Origin of the sequence: Massilibacillus massiliensis, assembly GCF_900086705.1 — a bacterium.
GTDB lineage: Bacteria > Bacillota > Negativicutes > FLKF01 > FLKF01 > Massilibacillus > Massilibacillus massiliensis.
In genome coordinates this window covers 2,686,512-2,704,811 of sequence record NZ_LT575483.1, presented here as the reverse complement: position 1 = coordinate 2,704,811, position 18,300 = coordinate 2,686,512, and the positions used below count along the sequence as shown (strand labels likewise).

General features: G+C 40.5%; 19 protein-coding genes. 3 read left to right on the top strand and 16 right to left on the bottom strand.

Going from position 1 to position 18,300, the window contains the following annotated elements:
• From BN6559_RS12990 to BN6559_RS12930, 13 genes are all read right to left on the bottom strand, one after another.
• Complete coding sequence (locus BN6559_RS12990) at positions 1 to 1,341, bottom strand: GntT/GntP/DsdX family permease (protein WP_110955117.1); 1,341 nt, start codon at positions 1,339 to 1,341, stop codon at positions 1 to 3.
• 271 nt (positions 1,342 to 1,612) lie between these two features.
• Complete coding sequence (locus BN6559_RS12985; protein ID WP_110955116.1) at positions 1,613 to 3,031, bottom strand: NADH-quinone oxidoreductase subunit N; 1,419 nt, start codon at positions 3,029 to 3,031, stop codon at positions 1,613 to 1,615.
• Positions 3,028 to 4,563: a complex I subunit 4 family protein gene (locus tag BN6559_RS12980; protein WP_110955115.1), complete on the bottom strand. Its 1,536-nt coding sequence runs from the start codon at positions 4,561 to 4,563 to the stop codon at positions 3,028 to 3,030. The genes BN6559_RS12985 and BN6559_RS12980 overlap by 4 nt, the downstream gene beginning before the upstream one ends.
• A 1-nt stretch (position 4,564) precedes the next feature.
• A complete protein-coding gene (gene nuoL / locus BN6559_RS12975; protein WP_110955114.1) occupies positions 4,565 to 6,469 on the bottom strand; it encodes an NADH-quinone oxidoreductase subunit L in 1,905 nt (634 codons plus the stop codon).
• A 28-nt stretch (positions 6,470 to 6,497) separates the two neighbouring features.
• Entirely contained in the window at positions 6,498 to 6,806 is a 309-nt protein-coding gene (nuoK, locus tag BN6559_RS12970; protein ID WP_110955113.1) for an NADH-quinone oxidoreductase subunit NuoK, read from the bottom strand.
• Complete coding sequence (locus BN6559_RS12965) at positions 6,803 to 7,312, bottom strand: NADH-quinone oxidoreductase subunit J family protein (RefSeq protein ID WP_110955112.1); 510 nt, start codon at positions 7,310 to 7,312, stop codon at positions 6,803 to 6,805. Before BN6559_RS12965 ends, nuoK begins: the two co-directional genes overlap by 4 nt.
• The gene (locus BN6559_RS12960; RefSeq protein ID WP_110955111.1) at positions 7,305 to 7,742 is read right to left on the bottom strand and encodes a NuoI/complex I 23 kDa subunit family protein; all 438 of its coding nucleotides are present in this window, start codon (positions 7,740 to 7,742) and stop codon (positions 7,305 to 7,307) included. The genes BN6559_RS12965 and BN6559_RS12960 overlap by 8 nt, the downstream gene beginning before the upstream one ends.
• 12 nt (positions 7,743 to 7,754) lie before the next feature.
• Positions 7,755 to 8,795, bottom strand: coding sequence for an NADH-quinone oxidoreductase subunit NuoH (nuoH, locus tag BN6559_RS12955; protein ID WP_110955110.1), 1,041 nt, complete (start codon positions 8,793 to 8,795; stop codon positions 7,755 to 7,757).
• 23 nt (positions 8,796 to 8,818) lie between these two features.
• Complete coding sequence (locus BN6559_RS12950) at positions 8,819 to 9,916, bottom strand: NADH-quinone oxidoreductase subunit D (RefSeq protein ID WP_110955109.1); 1,098 nt, start codon at positions 9,914 to 9,916, stop codon at positions 8,819 to 8,821.
• A gap of 7 nt (positions 9,917 to 9,923) precedes the next feature.
• Positions 9,924 to 10,391 carry an NADH-quinone oxidoreductase subunit C gene (locus tag BN6559_RS12945; protein WP_110955108.1) on the bottom strand — a complete coding sequence of 156 codons (468 nt, stop codon included), beginning with the start codon at positions 10,389 to 10,391 and terminating at the stop codon, positions 9,924 to 9,926.
• Positions 10,388 to 10,897, bottom strand: a complete 510-nt coding sequence (locus BN6559_RS12940; protein WP_110955107.1) for an NADH-quinone oxidoreductase subunit B — start codon at positions 10,895 to 10,897, stop codon at positions 10,388 to 10,390. Before BN6559_RS12940 ends, BN6559_RS12945 begins: the two co-directional genes overlap by 4 nt.
• Complete coding sequence (locus BN6559_RS12935; RefSeq protein WP_110955106.1) at positions 10,888 to 11,250, bottom strand: NADH-quinone oxidoreductase subunit A; 363 nt, start codon at positions 11,248 to 11,250, stop codon at positions 10,888 to 10,890. The genes BN6559_RS12940 and BN6559_RS12935 overlap by 10 nt, the downstream gene beginning before the upstream one ends.
• A 627-nt stretch (positions 11,251 to 11,877) precedes the next feature.
• Complete coding sequence (locus BN6559_RS12930; RefSeq protein ID WP_110955105.1) at positions 11,878 to 12,735, bottom strand: AraC family transcriptional regulator; 858 nt, start codon at positions 12,733 to 12,735, stop codon at positions 11,878 to 11,880.
• A 131-nt stretch (positions 12,736 to 12,866) separates the two neighbouring features.
• On the opposite strand from BN6559_RS12930, the gene BN6559_RS12925 reads away from it, so the two are divergent.
• From BN6559_RS12925 to BN6559_RS12915, 3 genes are all read left to right on the top strand, one after another.
• Positions 12,867 to 13,862, top strand: coding sequence for a DMT family transporter (locus tag BN6559_RS12925; protein WP_199883987.1), 996 nt, complete (start codon positions 12,867 to 12,869; stop codon positions 13,860 to 13,862).
• Positions 13,863 to 14,041: 179 nt separating this feature from the next.
• Entirely contained in the window at positions 14,042 to 15,397 is a 1,356-nt protein-coding gene (purB, locus tag BN6559_RS12920) for an adenylosuccinate lyase (RefSeq protein ID WP_110955104.1), read from the top strand.
• 191 nt (positions 15,398 to 15,588) lie between these two features.
• The gene (locus BN6559_RS12915; RefSeq protein ID WP_110955103.1) at positions 15,589 to 16,173 is read left to right on the top strand and encodes a helix-turn-helix domain-containing protein; all 585 of its coding nucleotides are present in this window, start codon (positions 15,589 to 15,591) and stop codon (positions 16,171 to 16,173) included.
• 192 nt (positions 16,174 to 16,365) lie between these two features.
• On the opposite strand, the gene BN6559_RS12910 is transcribed toward BN6559_RS12915, so the two are convergent.
• The 3 genes from BN6559_RS12910 to rbr form a co-directional block, all read right to left on the bottom strand.
• Entirely contained in the window at positions 16,366 to 16,890 is a 525-nt protein-coding gene (locus BN6559_RS12910) for a hypothetical protein (RefSeq protein WP_110955102.1), read from the bottom strand.
• 315 nt (positions 16,891 to 17,205) lie between these two features.
• Positions 17,206 to 17,613: a VOC family protein gene (locus BN6559_RS12905; RefSeq protein WP_110955101.1), complete on the bottom strand. Its 408-nt coding sequence runs from the start codon at positions 17,611 to 17,613 to the stop codon at positions 17,206 to 17,208.
• A 137-nt stretch (positions 17,614 to 17,750) separates the two neighbouring features.
• Positions 17,751 to 18,284 (bottom strand): rubrerythrin, encoded by a 534-nt coding sequence (rbr, locus tag BN6559_RS12900; RefSeq protein WP_110955100.1) that lies wholly within the window; start codon positions 18,282 to 18,284, stop codon positions 17,751 to 17,753.
• Positions 18,285 to 18,300 lie beyond the last annotated feature (16 nt).

Sequence of the window (18,300 nt, the reverse complement as noted above, 5' to 3'; positions counted from 1 at the left end):
TTATCCAACCATATTCGAAAGTAACAATACCCCAGCTAAACCGACTACTGCGGCAACCGTCGTTGCCATCGTATACGTTTTAAACATATCCATAAGCGGCATATTGAAATACTCCTTAACAATCCAAAATCCCGAATCATTTACATGAGAAAACCCAATAGCACCTGCTCCGATCGCAATCGCAATTAACGCCGGATCTAAATTAGGATATACCTGCAATACCGGTATAATAATGCCTGCGGCCGTCATCATTGCTACAGTTGCAGATCCAACAGCAAAACGCATGACAATCGCAACAAGCCACGCCATCACCAACGGACTCATATCAAGACTCGTTAAAACTTTTGCAATTTCATTTCCTAAACCGCTATCAATCAGTACTTTATTAAAGGCACCACCCCCACCAATGACAAGTAGAATGCCTGCAACCGGTCCGAAACATTGTTCTGTAAAACTACTTAACTGTTTCATCGAGAAACCACGCGCAAAGCCAAGCGTCCAATACGATAGAAACACTGAAATCAGAAGTGCCGTAATCGGATTGCCGATAAATGCGATTAAAGGCATAATCGCTGCATCTTTCGGTACATTTAGTTCAATAATTGTTTTCGCTACCATGATAAGCAAAGGAAGTAAAATCGTAAATAAAGTAGTACCAAACGGCGGCAATTTTTCATCCGGCGTACGTTCACTTTTCGCTAAATGAGCAGGAGGTTTAAACTCAGCTTTATAACGCAAAAGATTAATAAAAATAGGACCACCGATGGCCGCTGCCGGGAAACCAATCAATAAACCATACATAATAACGCGACCGACATCTGCATTCAATGATACGGCAATCGCCATCGCTGCAGGATGCGGTGGAATCATACAGTGCACCGTCATCAGCGTAGCTGCCATTGGAACACCGATCGCCACCAGAGACAATCCTGTTTCCAATGCAACACTGAAAACCAACGGAATTAACAATACGAAGCCAACTTGAAAGAATACTGGTATTCCCGCTACGAAGGCCACAATCATCATCGCCCACTGTGCATTTTTCTTACCTAAAATATCAATCATCGTTCTGGCTAAACGCTCAGCTCCGCCAGAAATCTCTAACATTTTTCCCAGAATCGTACCAAGTCCCAAAATCGTAGCCAAAAAACCAAGAGTACTCGCCATCCCCGCTTCAATTGAAGCACTTATTTTAACGAGTGGCATCCCTGTAGCTATCCCTACAAACATACAAGCAATAATCAACGATAAAAAAGCGTGCAGTCTGGCTTTCATAATAAAAAAAACAATGAGTCCAATCGCCGCAAATAATACCCCTAATAAAAATATACTGCTTTCCATAATAATCCTCCTCGTAAAAACTGCGACATATTAGGATAAAACTCGGTATTTTCCTCCTTTTTAAAAATAATAAAATAACCACCTTATATTATTATTTTATAATTTTAAAACAATTCAGACAATTAGAAGAATTCACAACTATTTTATTGTTTTTGCTCTCACCGTTGTATAAATCATCTAATAAAAAATATCGACTTGCATCAAGAAATCTGTTTGCTCAAGCGACCAACTTATAGATTATGGCAGGTCGATATTTTCTTTATTTCTTCTTTCAATAAAGCGCCTGAACTGCCGCATTTGCCAGCTCCGCCAACAGTCTCGGATAAATTCCGATAAATAAAGTTGCAACCAGACTGAATAACGCTACAATGCGCAATGTTCCATCAGCATGAAAACCAACCTGCGTTTCTTTTGCCTCTTTCCCATACATCGTCTTGACCACCAGCATATAGTAATACACTGAAATCATAGAAAACACTAAGCCTAATACGGCAAGCCAAAAATATCCTTTATCCGCAATCGCAGTAAAAATATACAGCTTTCCAACAAACCCTGCTAAGGGTGGCAGCCCTGCCATAGATAACAAAGATACTGTCATCACAACTGCGAGAAATGGTGATGTTTGCGAAAGTCCGGAAAAATCCTCAATTTCATCTGCACCACATTGATTATATACAGCGGCAATTACAGCAAAAGCACCCACATTGGCTGCCATATATAAAACAATATATACCAGCATTCCTTTAGCGCCAGCCCCGTCAGCAGCTACCAAGCCAGCTAAGATATATCCGGCTTGTGCGATTGAAGAATACGCTAACATACGCTTCATATTTTTTTGCCAAATCGCACCTACAATTCCAACAAGCATACTTAATCCAGCCAAAATACTGATGACTGGCTGCCAATACATTTGCAAAGGGATAAAAGCCACCAAAAAGACCCGCACTACAACTGCAAAGCCAGCTGCCTTTGATGCCATTGCCAGCATAGCCGTAACAGAAATCGGCGCTCCTTCATAGACATCGGGCGCCCACATATGAAAAGGGACAACGGATATTTTAAAACATAATCCAGCAAGTATCAAACCTACCCCTAAAAGTACCGCCGGACTATCATTCAGTTGCAGCGCAAGCTGACCAAATAAAATACTTCCGCTAAACCCATATACCCAACTCACACCATACAAAAAAACAGCACTTGCTGTAGCCCCAAGAATCAAATACTTAATCCCTGCTTCGCTTGATTTCACACTTTTCAAATGAAATCCCACCAAGCTGTAAAAAGCAATTGACATTAATTCAAGACCAATAAATACAGTAAGCAGGTCATTTGCAGATACCATGACCATCATCCCTGCCAGACCAAACAATAGCAATGCATAAAATTCGCCTATATTTTTTGTGAATTTTTCTACGGTATCAAAGGAGAATGCCACCGTCAATATCGTTCCAACAAGAAATACCTGTTTAAAAAATACAGCAAAACTATCCACCACAAAAAATTCACGATATACAGTATCCGAAATTCCATACTGCTGAAAACTATAAAGCAAAATCCCGATTAATCCGCAAACCGTAAAACATCCTAAACTGCGGCGATTCTCTTGCCGCGGCAGCAATAAATCAAACATGATCAGCGCTAACGCGAGAACAACAACGGCTATTTCAACTGCTAATAATTCAATATTCATTTAAACACACCTCCCAACAAAGTTGGCGTGATCGGTAAATTCACAAAGACCGACATCATCGGTTCCACTCCACTATTGACCATGCCCATTAATAGCTGCGGAAAAACACCTGCAACGACCAAAACAGCTCCTAATACAGTAAGCGGTACCAATTCAACACCGGATGCATCACGGCAAGCATCGAACTCTCTCCGTCTTGGACCAAACAAGATATTTGCCAACATACGCAACACATAAAGTGCTGTGAAGATAATCCCCGATACAGCCAAAAGCGTATGCCATGGATAAACTTTAAATGCGCCAACAAAACTTATAAATTCCGGAATAAATCCTACCAATCCCGGAAGCCCGAGTGCGCTCATTCCGGCTAACATAAACCCAATTGCTACACGCGGCATCTGATGCGCTAACCCGCCAAGTTCAGAAATCTGTCTTGTACTGGTTTTTTCATGGACTAAGCCAATCATAGCAAAGAATAAAGCACTCATGATCCCGTGTGCAAACATATTGGCAATCGCACCATTCATACTGATGATATTCAACGCTGCAAAGCCGACTAAGATATATCCAATATGAGAAATAGAGGAATAACTCACCATATATTTTAAATCTTTCTGAACCAGTGCAAGAAATGCCCCATACAAAATATTGATTACTGCAACAAATGCAATCATCGGCGCCCAAAACTTAGCACCCAATGGTAAAATCACCATTCCGATACGAATCAAACCATAAGCGCCAATTTTCTTTAATACACCGGCATGAAGCATCGCTACACCAGTCGGTGCCGCTGCATAACCGTCAGGCGCCCAGCTATAAAATGGCCACATCGCCAATGTTGAACCAAACCCTAAGAGCAATAAGAAAAATGCGATAATTTGAACCGATTCCGATAAATGTCCAAATGCCTGCGCCTGCGCTAAAACTTGCAGACTAAAGGTTCGCATGCCTGCCGGAAAAGCATTGATATATAAGGCAATCACGCCAGCGAGCATAAAGGCCGAACCTAACAATAAATAAATCACCAATTTCATTGCTGCGTATTCTTTACGCACACGCTTAGCAGATCCCCAAACCACCATCATAATATAACTCGGAATGATCCCTACTTCATAAAATAATAAAAAGATAAACAGATCCTGCGCGACAAATGTTCCAATCGCGCCAACAACTAACAGCAGCAATTGAATAAAAAATTCTTTGGAACGTTTCTCAACTTTCCATGAAACAAAAACTGCCGAAAAACCTACAAGAACCGTAAGCAACAGAAGCGGTAATGAAATGCCATCCACTCCCAGTGCATAAGACACGCCCAAATCAGGAACCCAAACAACATTTTCCTTATACTGCATGCCGCCTAAACTAACATCATACGCACCATAGGCATACATTGTTAAAGCAAGCGTAATCAACATTGTGATCGCAGAAATCATCTTAATCATTTGATCTGCCGCCCGAGGCATACAAGATAAAATCAAGATTCCCAAAACAGGTGTGAGTAAAATTGTTGTCAACAATGGAAATTCGGACATTTTAAAAATCACCCCCTGCTAAGATCAACTTCCATAGCGGATCGCCAAATACCAGCCCCGCTATAATAATGAGCAGTGCACTAAACATAACCAAGCTGTAACGCTGCAAATTACCGGACTGTCCTTTGCGTACTAAATCACCAACCTGTACGGGTAAACGCGCAATTTCATTGACAATCCCTTCTACAAAGTGCAGTTCCAGCCAATACAAAAATCTTCCCAAGCCATCGACAAACGTACGCTTCATCCATAGATAAAGTTCATCGATATAATATTTGTGAAAACTTAGTTTGTATAACAGACGAAACCGTCTAATCAATTGATCCGCTGAAACTTTCTCCGTGCCATAGATCAGCCAAGCCAGACAAATCGCCGCGATTGATACGCCCATTGAGACGATTGCAATACTCCAATTGATAGCTGCATGTGTGCTCAACCCAAATCGAACCCATTCACCAAAATGATTTACATACGGTATATAGCCTCCTACAACAGAAAAAATACTAAGTACGATGATCGAGACTTGCATAGAAATTGGCACAGCATGCGGTTGATGCTCCATCTTTTCCGGACCGCAAAATACAACGATCAGCAACCTTGCCATATAAAAAGCCGTCATAAAAGAAGTCAGCATGGCGAGACTGTATAGCGGCATACTCACTTGAGAAGCGGCCAGCAAAATTTCATCTTTTGAAAAGAAACCCGCAAACGGCCAAATACCGGATATCGCGAGAACACCAATCGTCATTGCGACAAATGCAAGCGGCATCTTATGACGTAATCCACCCATTGTAAAAATATCGGATTTATCCGGCAAAGCATGTAAAACCACACCAGCCGTTAAAAATAACGAGGCCTTGAAGAATGCATGTGTCATCAAATGAAACATCGACGCTGTGACACTGCCTACCCCAAGTGCTAGCATCATATATCCCAACTGACTGATTGTAGAATATGCCAAAATACGTTTCAGCTCTCTTTGTGTAATTGCAATACTGGCAGCAAAACAAGCAGTAAACGCCCCAATCCAAGCGATGATCTCCAATGCATTCGGTAAAATACTGAATAAAAAGAAACTCCTAGCGATCAAATACACCCCGGCAACGACCATCGTTGCCGCATGAATCAGCGCCGACACAGGTGTGGGTCCTTCCATCGCATCCGGCAGCCATACATGCAGCGGAAACTGTCCCGATTTTCCAACTGCACCAAGAAACAAGAGAATTGCCACGGCTGTGAGGAAACCTGTACCATATTGCCAAGCGTATCCAGGCACTACAATTGCCAATTCTCTAAAATCCAATGTACCAAACAAACTCTGCAAAAGTAAAATTCCAATCAATAATCCAAAATCACCCACACGTGTTGTAAAAAACGCTTTTTTAGCCGCTTCCCGTGCGGAAATTTTATGAAAATAGTACCCAATTAAAAGGTAGGAACACAGACCAACTAATTCCCAAAAAACAAACAATTGCATAAAGTTAACTGCGAGAACCAACCCCAGCATAGCTGCAGAGAATAAAGATAGATACGCAAAAAAACGTCCAAATCCATCATCGCCGCGCATATAGCCAACGGAATAGATTTGTACCAATAGCGTAATCAGCGTGACGACAAATAGCATCATCGCAGAGATCGGATCTAGATATACACCCATCTCGGCAGAAAATCCCGTAATTGAAACCCAAGGTATTTTTTGAATCAATGGAGCATCCACCGTAATATTGCTTTCTATAATTCCAATGCCAACACCGAGTGCCAAAACAAAACTTAAAAAACTCAATCCAATAGAAATCACTGCCGAAGTCGCAGCAAAACGACGCAGAAAAACACCAACCAGAATGAAAGCCACCGCTGGCATCAACGGAATCAACCAAGCATGTTGCAATGCGTATTGGCTAAACAAAATTCTCACCTACTCTCTCGATCAAATCTTACCAGTGCATTTTATTCAGTCGAGCAGCATGCACAGTATTTCGATCATGATATATGCGAAAAACCATGGCCAAGCCAACGGCTACTTCGGCCGCCGCAACCGTGATTGTAAAAATCGCAAAGATTTGTCCTGTTAAAACTTCCGGTGTAATAAAGCGCGAGAAAGCGATCAAGTTGATATTAACAGCATTCAACATCAACTCAATACTCATCAAAATTCCAATAATGGTTCGCTTCGTCAATGCTCCATATAAACCGATCACAAACACCATCGCCGCAACTGTTAAAAAATGCGTCAAACCAATCATTCTTCCACTCCCTTTGCCAACACAATTGCACCAATCATCGCTGCCAGTAAAAGCACTGCAGCGGCTTCCATGACCACCATATAATCGGTAAGTATCAATTGTGCAAGAAGTGACGGCGTATCTTGCACCGCCTCCACCACAGAATACCGCCATGGGGTTGTAGCAATCACCCCCAAGACAACGAGAACAAATAATCCGCTGACTGCCGTAACCCACTTTGATGGAACATTCTCATCCGTATCATTGGTTCCATGTCGACTGCTACGCCGTGTCAACATCGTTCCAAGCACAAAAACAATCGCAATCGCCCCATTATAAATTAAGATCTGGACTGCAGCCAAAAAATCAGCCTGCAACAACACATATAACCCGCTTACACCAACAAAGCACAACGCCAGTAATAATGCACTATGTACAAGATCACTTTTTGCCACAACGCCGACTGCTGATGCTACTGTAAGCACCGCAAAGATAAAAAATGCAGCTGTGTAGGCAAGTTCATGCATTCCCATCCCTCCCTTGCTCCGTCTCATTTTCCTGCATATCTCTCTGTTTGGCAATCGCTAAACAATCAATATCTAACGCATCTCGGAAGTATGTGGAGTTCTCATAATTCTTATCCCAAGAAATTGCGTTGGTAGGACATGCTTCAACACAAAAATTACAGTATAAGCACAAACCCGAATGATACACATAAGTTTTTAAAAATCTTTTTTTATTCTCATTCATTTCTGTCGTCAGCGCGATAACATGATTCGGGCATGTCATTGCACAAAGACCACAGGCAATGCATTTCTTATGATTTAAATTTAGTTCACCACCACGAAATCGCTCAGGCATGGTTAATTTTTTTTCAGGATATTGCAAGGTTTCTTTTTTATGAAAAAAAGTTTTTAAAGTAACACGCATCCCTTTTAGCAAACCTTTACCCAGCATACTGCATTCCTCCTAACTGAAAAAATCGAACACATAGATACCAATACCCGTAGCAATGAGATTGACCAATGCCAAAGGAAGTAATATCTTCCAGCCAAACGACATCAGCTGATCAATCCGCAGCCGAGGAAACGTCCAGCGAAACCACATAAACAGAAAAATCATCCCGCCTACTTTAAGGAAAAACCATACCCAGCCAGGCAGCCACGGTCCGTTCCACCCGCCCAAAAACAACGTAGTGGCAATCGCCGACACAGCCAGTAAATTTGCGTACTCAGCTAAAAAAAACAATGCCCAGCGCATACCTGTATATTCCGTAAATGGTCCTGCAACCAATTCTGACTCTCCTTCAACCAAGTCAAACGGCGCACGATTAATTTCTGCCGTTGCCGTAATTACATAAATGACAAACGCAAGCGGCTGCAAAACAATAAACCACACTTGCTGCTGCATCACCACAATGGTACTCATACGCATGGAACCTGTGAGCATCACAATTCCTAAAATCGAAAGCACCATCGGAACCTCATAGCTAAGCATCTGGGCAACCGTTCGCATGCCACCTACCAGAGAATATTTGTTATTAGACGCCCACCCCGCCATCAAAAACGGTAAAACAGATTGCGCAGATATCGCCATAAAATAAAAAATACCAATATTTAAATCTGCAAAAATTGCTTTATGATCGAATGGCACTACAACAAACGCTGCCGCTGCAGGAATAAACAATAAAATAGGCGCCAGCATCCACATCCATTTATCCGTACCAAGCGGTATAATATCTTCCTTCGCCATAAGCTTAACCATATCAGCAACGGACTGCAGCGTGCCTCCCGGGCCAACACGATTAGGGCCGGAACGCCGCTGCACAAAAGCGCTTACCTTTCGCTCCGTATAAACAAGTACTACAGCGGCTAAAGAAATCATCATAAAAATCGCACCGACCTGGATTAAATTGATACAAAGCTCCAATGCCTGCGGGTTAGAAATGAAATGTGCCAAAGCACCTCTTAAGACAATGGAAATTTGCAATAATCCCATAATTTCTTGCATGTTTTACACCCCCTCGCCTAGCATTAACAATCCACTTCTCCCATCAACGAGTCCAACGTCGCCAGTACAGCTACAACATCACCGATCAGCAAACCTTGACAAGCTTCATTCAACACCTGCAAATTGATAAAAGAAGGACGCCGCACATGGAGGCGGTAAGGTTTGGTTGAACCATTGCTTACAATATAATACCCCAGCTCACCGCGTGGATTTTCAATGGAATGATACATTTCGCCAACTGGCGGTTTTACTATCTTGGGAATCTTCGCCATGATTTCCCCCTCAGGCATTTGTTCCAGCGCTTGCCGTACAATCTCAGAACTTTGCTGCATTTCTTCCATACGCACAATATATCGATCCCAGCAATCTCCAACTTTGCCCAAAGGTACTGTAAAATCAAATCGATCATACACACCATATGGCTCGGCTTTGCGAATATCATAGGCAATGCCGGATGCACGCAAAACAGGTCCAGTTAAACCTATTTCTAGTGCTCTCTGCCCAGAAATTATTCCCGTATTTTTTAATCGATGATAAAAAATCTCGTTGCCAGTCAACAAATTGTGATATTCTTCAAGCATCGCAGGAAAATCCGCCAAAAATTCTTTCAATGCAGGGATAAACGCGGATGGAAGATCCGCTGAAACACCGCCAAATCGTATGTAACTATAAGTCTGTCTGGCACCGCAAACCATATCAAACAAATCCAAAATTCGCTCTCGCGTGCGAAAGCCGAACATCATACCGGTTGAAGCCCCCAAATCCATTGCCAGCGACCCCATAAAAATCAAATGACTCGCAATACGATTCAGCTCCGTCATCATAATTCTAAGATACTCCGCACGTTCTGGAACTACAATCTCCATCAACTTTTCTACCGTTTGACAATAACCTAAATTATTGCCCATAGAAGAAACATAATCTAAACGATCGGTATAGGGAATAAACTGCGCATAGGTTCGACTCTCAGCCAACTTTTCGATCCCGCGATGCAAATATCCCATATGCGGCATCGCTTGTACCACCCGTTCTCCATCAAGTTCTAATACAACTTGTAAAACACCGTGCGTACTCGGATGCTGTGGTCCCATATTCAGCGTATAGGTTTCTGTCTTTACCATGCATAGACTACCTCTTTTCCCTTGTATTTTTCATCTCATACGTTTTCCGCAACGGATGTCCTGAAAAATCCTCCGGCAGCAAAATACGTCTTAAATCAGGATGCCCTTGAAACTGGACGCCAAGTAGATCATAGATTTCCCGTTCTTGAAAATCCGCCGAAGGCCAAATCGCTGTGACAGATGAAACCTGCGGATCTTGTATATCACAACGCACTTTCACTGTAATCGCCCGCCGATTTGGAAAAGAATAGAAATGATATACCATTTCTAGATAGTCAGTGTAGTCCACCGCGGTTAGATTACGTAACATGTTGAATTGATAGCTCTCATTTGTTTTAAGTTCCTCAAACAACTCCAGCATCCCGCCGGCTTCAACAAGTAAAACTTGCTGAGTTCCTTCCCCCACGATTTTCGCAACATCCGAATACCGTGCCTGTAATTCTTCTAATAGCTGTATCGCATCTCGACTGCTCATACTTCTTTCCTCGCAACTTCAGGATTGTTAATTTTCCGCTTCAACTCCAGCATCCCATGAATTAAGGCCTCCGGACGCGGCGGACAGCCAGGAATATATACATCCACCGGTAAGATCTGATCCACACCGGGAACAACGGAGTAAGAATCCGCAAAAGGACCTCCGGAATTTGCACAGCTCCCCATTGCAATCACATATTTCGGCTCTGGCATCTGTGCATACAAACGTTTGAGTGGACCAGCCATTGTCCAAGTTAAAGTACCAGCCACAATAAGCAAATCTGCCTGTCTGGGTGAAGCACGAAAGACTTCATAACCAAACCTTGATAAATCAAATCTAGCAGCGGCAGCGGACATCATTTCGATCGCACAACAAGCAAGCCCTGAAGATAAAGGCCATAAAGAATTACTGCGCGCCCACTTTAATACAGTATCAACGCTGGTTAAAATAATATTTTTCTGAAGCAAGGCATTGTCTTCTTGCTTCTGTAAATGATTCACTTCCATTCCAAGGCCCCTTTCTTCCATGCATATCCTAAGCCCACCAATAAGATACTGAGGAAAATAAACATCTCAATAAAGGCAAACGTCCCAAGCTGCTTAAACTGAATCGCCCATAGATACAAGAATACAGTCTCAATATCAAAAGCAATAAAAACCAAAGCATACAAAAAATAACTTGCTCTAAACTGAACCCAAGTTTCGCCGACCGTATCAACGCCACACTCATACGGTAAAGATTTTTCAATATCTTGATTTCGAGGATGTGGTCGAATGATAAATGCCGTTCCTAATGCCAATAACGGAAACGCAAAGGCAATCAACAATAACAATCCAACACTGCCAAACTCCTCTAACATAATGAATCCCCTCCCCCCTACACTGCCCATAGGCTGTGCGCCAGCATATTTCTATAAAACTGGAATGACACCAGTCATTATCATAAAGCTTTGTTCTCCATTGTTTCCATAAGCATATTCTATTATTCTTTTAACTATACATCCTCATAAAAAAACACAAAGCTACAACTCGACGCAAAGGAATCAGTATGATCTACCCGTTGTGTACTTCGTGTTCTTTGTGTTCAATCACGTTTGCTAAATACTCCTCTTCCCATCGAATTTGTGAATAAATCGCTACGCTTCTAAACATGCTAATTATACATGAATTAACATAATTTTTATTTATTTAACATGTACTAAAACATTTCTATCATTTATTTAACAATACTATTTTTTGCTGATAAAATCAACCGAATTTAATATTTTATTTAAATATAAATCCATCACTAAGATATTTTTCTTACGCTATAAGCAGCCGTTATGACAAAAAAAACTGCAACAAACTCGTAGTAATTTGAATTTTCAAGCGTAAAAAAAGCTGACGTGACAATGATAATCACGCAGCTTCTCAACCACCGAACGATTTTCTTTTTCATAAAAGCTTGCCCATTCCCCAATCTGCAATACCAATTTTTACTGTTCAACCTACTTCTGTAACTTAGAAGGTGCTACCTTTTTATATTTTTTGAATTGACGACTAAAATAGTTACTATCACTAAACCCCACTGTTAATGCTACTTCTGTGATATTTAGTTTATTTTCCTGTAAGAGAACTGCAGCTTTGTTCAAACGAAGATGTGTAATATACGCAGTAGGCGATTTTCCGGTAAAACTTTTAAATAATCTGCAAAAATAATAAGAACTCATATGCGCGGCTGAAGAAAGCGCATCGAGCGTGAGTTTCTCTGTATAATGAGCTTCCATGTATTCTAACACCGGTGCAAGACAAGCTAGCGTTCTGCGTTGATGTTTTTTTGCCGCTTCACTTATCGTTTGTTCTTTATAATAACGAAGTAATAGCACTAAAACACGATAAATATAAGATTTTACAGATAATTCATAGCCAAATTCTTTTCTATAATACTCGGATATAAGCTGCAGAATTTCTTCTCGCAAGCTGCTGTCCTTTTCGATCTGATTACGAAAAAGAAATCTATTTTGCACTAAAGGTACCATGTACTTGAGCTGGCATAAATCAATTTGATTACTCTGAATAAAGGTAAGATCAAATTCAACAACATAATAAATTAGATGCTCAGAACGGCTTTCACAGTAATGTAAATCATTACTGTTTATAATAATCAAATCTCCCGTCTCAACCTGAATTGGCTGAGAATTGCAATAGACCGTTGCTGCGCCTTTCTCAAAGTACAGAATTTCAAAGTTTTCATGCCAATGACATTCAATGACAGTTCCTATTCTATGATGCTCACTGCGATGGATATCCACAGGAAAATCTGAGCGGCTAAACCTACATCTCTGACCGACTTGCTCAATATCCATATGCTTCACCTCAACAAGATTATGCTATATTTTCACAAGATTGTTCATGAAAAACACCATATCATTTCTTACAATAGTATCATGCTTACTCTTAATACAGCAACTTAATCCTATTGTAGAGAGGTGTATACATGAGAAAAGATTGTATGCGTGAAAAATCTAGTTATGTACAAAAGTTCATGATACTTTTTGCCGCGTTGTCTAAGCCTGCACGAAAGTATTGTTCTACCTCAGGATTGTTAGTATTCGTCGTTATCCTTTGGGGAATCAATGTCGTAATGATAAAATACCTGACTACATTTTTCCCACCATTGTCACTCGCACCTATCCGTCTTTTTTTAGCTACCTGCCTTTTACTGCCTATCGTCATTTCCAAATACGGATTCCAAAGGCCACCACAATCTGCTTTATTCCCCATGCTTGGCGTTTCCCTATTTGCAATATTTCTTCATCATATAACACTATCTTCTGGCATTGCCTTGACCAGCGGAACTCATGCTGCTCTCATTCTAGGTCTGAACCCTCTTCTAACAGCACTTTTGGCAAGCCGCCTAGCCGCTGAACCTCTAACATGGTTTAAAGGGCTGGGCATTTGCTTTGGTTTCAGCGGTGTTATACTCGTAGTATCTGGCAAAATTCAAGGTACGGCTACTCTATTCGGTGACTTTGTTATGTTTCTAGCCATGCTCACGGCGGTTATTGGCTCCTTATTCGTAAAAAAAAGTACTGCGAATGTTGCCCCATTAATCGTAACCGCATATACGCACGCGGTTGCCACGTTGGCCCTAATTATATTTGGCTGTTTTGTAAATCCTATTTGGATTTATGAAGGCGCATTTGATATGTATCCACTTAGCGTACTCTTATTTTCCAGCTTAGTAAACACCGCTTTAGGCGCTTTGTGGTGGAATATGGGTATACAGCGCATCGGTGCCTCCAAATCGTCCCTTTTCCAAAATGGAATTCCTGTCGCCGGTGTCTTTGCATCTGCATTTTTCTTAAATGAACCATTAGAATGGAACTATCTAGCCGCCCTCTGTTTTGTTATCTTAGGTGTCAGCCTTGGCACCGGGTCACTTAACCTACAAACCTTAAATCGCATATTAACAAATCTCAAGCATTTTTAAACGAGACTTCTTTCTAGAATCTTTGAACAAACAGACTTCCTATTCTCATTTTTCTTTGTTTTTAGATAATTTATTTTATAGCGTGGCATTGTAAGGCTGTAATGTAGTATAATAATCATATATTTTTGATGGCAATTTCATTGATGCTGTTAATTTTGAAAGAATGATGAGGTATAAAAATGAGCATTAAATCACTTACGCCGCTAGAAGGACGCTATGGACACATTACGGCACCTTTAGGCGACTATTTTTCAGAATGGGCTTTAATAAAATATCGGATCCACGTAGAAGTAGAATGGCTAATCGCGATGGCAAACAACTCTGCTTTCTCTGAAATTCGTTCCTTTACTCCAGAAGAAATTACATTTTTACGCGATATTGTGAAAAATTTTGATGAAGCTGCAGCATTGCGCATTAAAGAAATTGAACGCACAACCAATCATGACGTAAAAGCAATCGAATATTATCTGCGCGAAACTTTAGGCAGCATGTCATTATCTGACGTATTAGAATTTATTCATTTTTCTTGTACATCAGAAGACATTAACAATCTTTCCTATGCGCTCATGCTAAAACACGGGATTGAGGATGTTTGGCTTCCAGCTATGGAAAACTTGATTCAAACGGTTACAACAATGGCAAAAGAAGAACAAGACATTCCCATGCTCGCACATACCCACGGACAGGCTGCATCGCCTACAACAGTTGGAAAAGAACTGGCTGTATTTATCTATCGCTGGAATCGTCAGCTAAAACAACTTCGTGCACAAGAATATCTAGGCAAATTCAACGGTGCTGTCGGCAATTTTAATGCCCATAGCATTGCCTATCCAGAAGTAGATTGGCAAGCAACCTCTCGTTCTTTTGTAGAAGGTCTTGGCTTAACTTACAACCCATTAACTACACAGATTGAATCGCATGATTATGTTGCTGAAACATTCCATATACTTGCGCGTTTTAACAATATTCTTCTAGATTTCGATCGTGATATGTGGCTTTATATTTCACTTGGTTACTTTAAGCAAAAAGCAATTGCTGGTGAAGTAGGTTCTTCCACAATGCCACACAAAGTAAATCCAATTGACTTTGAAAATTCAGAAGCAAATCTCGGTCTGAGCAATGCCGTATTGGATCATTTAGCAAATAAATTGCCGATCTCCCGTTTGCAACGTGACCTTAGCGATTCCTCGGCACAACGCAATATCGGTACAGGTATCGCACATTCCTATCTTGCCATTACTTACGCATTAAAAGGTTTGAAAAAGACAGTAGTAAATAAAGAATCCCTTGCTGCCGACTTAGACCATGCGTGGGAAGTTCTATCTGAAGCAGTACAAACTGTCATGCGTAAAAACGGACATGCCAATTCCTACGATCAATTAAAAGCAATCACACGCGGGAAAGGCATCGCAGAAGAAGATCTCAAGGCCTTTATCGAAAGCGTAGATCTTCCAGCAGCGGACAAAAAACGTTTACTGGCTTTAACGCCTGCACAATACATCGGAATTGCCAGTTCTTTATTAAAAAATATATAAATTCACATAAAAAAGAAGGGCGCTTGTCAAATCCTAAAGATCTGACAAGCGCCCTTTTTTTGTTATTGAAATATACCAGCGCGTACAAACTATAAAAATAAACTTTATTATTTTACCGCCATCTAACTCTACGGTTCGTTTATTGTTCTTAACTGCAAAATATCCTACAATGAATTTGTGAGGTGATACAGATGAATTGCGAAAAAATCGGCAGATTAATCTACCAGCTGCGAAAAGAAAAATCCATGACACAAAAAGACCTTGCTGATTTAATGAATATCAGCGATAAAACAATCAGCAAATGGGAACGGGGACTTGGCTGCCCCGATGTATCCTTACTCCCAGAATTATCGCAAAACCTTGGCGTTCCGATTGAATATCTCTTATCCGGCAGCATTGAATTAAACGAAACCATTGGAGGAAATATGAAAAAGATAAAATTTTACGTCTGCCCGCAATGTCAAAATCTCATGACTGCGACGGGCGAGGCCAACATCTCCTGCTGCGGGAAAAAGCTGGAACCATTAACCGCAGTTAAAACCGATGAAAAACATCGATTAGCAATAGAACCTATAGAGGATGAGCTCTATATCTCTGCCTCTCATGAGATGATAAAAGAACATTATATTGCATTTGTCGCCTATGTTACAGGTGATAAAGTTTTTATCGTGAAACAATATCCCGAATGGAATCTGCAATTTAGATTTCATAAATTCGGGCACGGCAAACTATATTTCTATTGTTCCAATCACGGATTATTCCAGCAAACCATTTAAAATGATAAATTTAATCTATCCCTAAAATAAAAGACGTGTCACACAACAAGTTTTTAAAACTCGTTATGTGACACGTTTTTTCAACAATAAATTTGATATTCATTGCAACAGATGCGATGAAGCGGTCATTTTCCACAATCTATCTTCAACAAACGATATTTTGGGGTTATAAATCCATAATCTCTTGTTCCTCTAATACAGATGATTCACTTGAGGTTTAAGCTTCAATACATCATAAATACTATTTGTATCCTGCTCACCGTCATATTGCAACTCAACTTTAGTGACTACCCATTTATCCTCTTGATAGGCAATACTAAATGTATAGTGGTCAGTATCCCGATATTTGGGCGAATCACATTGCGCAGCAGCTTCTTGGCTGGAAAAATCCTCATAATAATTGACTTTATCAATTTTCAATATTCCAACATAGGGTCTAATCAAAGAATCATTCTTACGAAGATCAATCGTGTACTCGCCATTCACTGTAAAGTGCACTATCCTCCAAAATGGCGGCTCTAGCCAGTTAGGTGGTTGTTTCTTATTAATTATGAAAACCAGCCAATTCTGCCCTTTATAGCTATCCATTGCTTTTTTGACTTCCTGGTCTACATAGCTTTTAAATGACGCTACGACTTCAGACTCACTGGGCGCGGCAAAAACCAAATTAGAGTATGCCAACAACAAAACCATGGTTATCATCCATACTTTTTTCATCGCTATATCATCCTTTCATTTCTTCGTTTACTATGACTAATCTCCATCACCATATCTTGACCAATCAGACTACAGCGCCTCGCTCTTGTCCACCCCTTCAATATAAGCATGTCGCAAAAGCTGTCATTAATATTCATTATTTTACCATTAAAAGATATTTACACCATAGGTCTTTTATCTTATTTCCCTATCCATTCAAGGACGAAAGAAGGACGAAGGGACGGTGGTAGTGTCCTATCTTTTAAGACACTACCACCGTCCCCTCGTCTTTTTACTCTGTTCCCCCCAGCATAGCTAGGAGATTAAGATTTTCATTTAACGATATCGCTGTTCATATATATCTTTTGGTATTGGAATAATGCAAAAAGGATGTCCGGCAATGTCTATCATCACTTTCCATCTATTTGAAAATTGGCTTTCCGCGATTTTAGCTCCACACTGAATTGCGTGCTCTATTTTACTTTCAAATTCATCCATTCTAACATAAAAGTCCAAATGTATCATTTGTTGCTGTTCGTCCTTATTGGATGGCCATTTGGGGCTGCTATAATCAGGGTTTTCTTGAAATATTAAAGGTGTTTCGCTATAATCCGCTTTTATTACAGTAATCCATTTTTCCTCTTCATGAATCTGGCTACTTTTAGTCCACCCTAACATGCTTGCATAAAAATCAGATAATTCTTCAATGTTATCACTATCTAATACTATTGCGCCTAATCTCATTATACCCCTCCTTGTTAGCAACTTTCGATTTATTATTTTTGTTCGGCTTTCTTTTGATACCGAAGCCGAGGGGACGGCAAAGGGACGGTGGTATCGTCCTATCCTTTAAGACACTACCACCGTCCCTTTGTATTTAATTAATAATTTTCTTTTCTAACTTCAAAGAAGCTTTGTGGATGTGCGCAAACAGGACACATCTTAGGTGCTTTTTTGCCCATTACAAGATGTCCACAATTGCGGCATTCCCAGATTTTTTCTTCGGATTTTTCAAATACTTTTTGCATTTCTATATTTTTAATCAGTGCACGATATCTTTCTTCATGCGCTTTTTCAATTTTTGCAACCATTCTAAATTGCGCTGCTAAAGCAGTAAATCCTTCTTCTTCCGCATCTTTGGCAAAACCGTCATACATATCTGTCCATTCATAGTTTTCACCTTCGGCAGCATGAAGTAAATTCGCAGGCGTGTCACCAAGTTCCCCGAGCGCTTTAAACCAAAGTTTCGCATGCTCTTTTTCGTTATTTGCTGTTTCATCGAATATCGCAGCGATTTGCTCATAACCTTCTTTTTTGGCAACGGATGCAAAGTATGTATACTTATTTCTTGCCTGAGATTCACCTGCAAATGCCGCCGCTAGATTTTTTTCTGTTTTTGTTCCTTTTAATTGCATAGTATCTCTCCTTTGT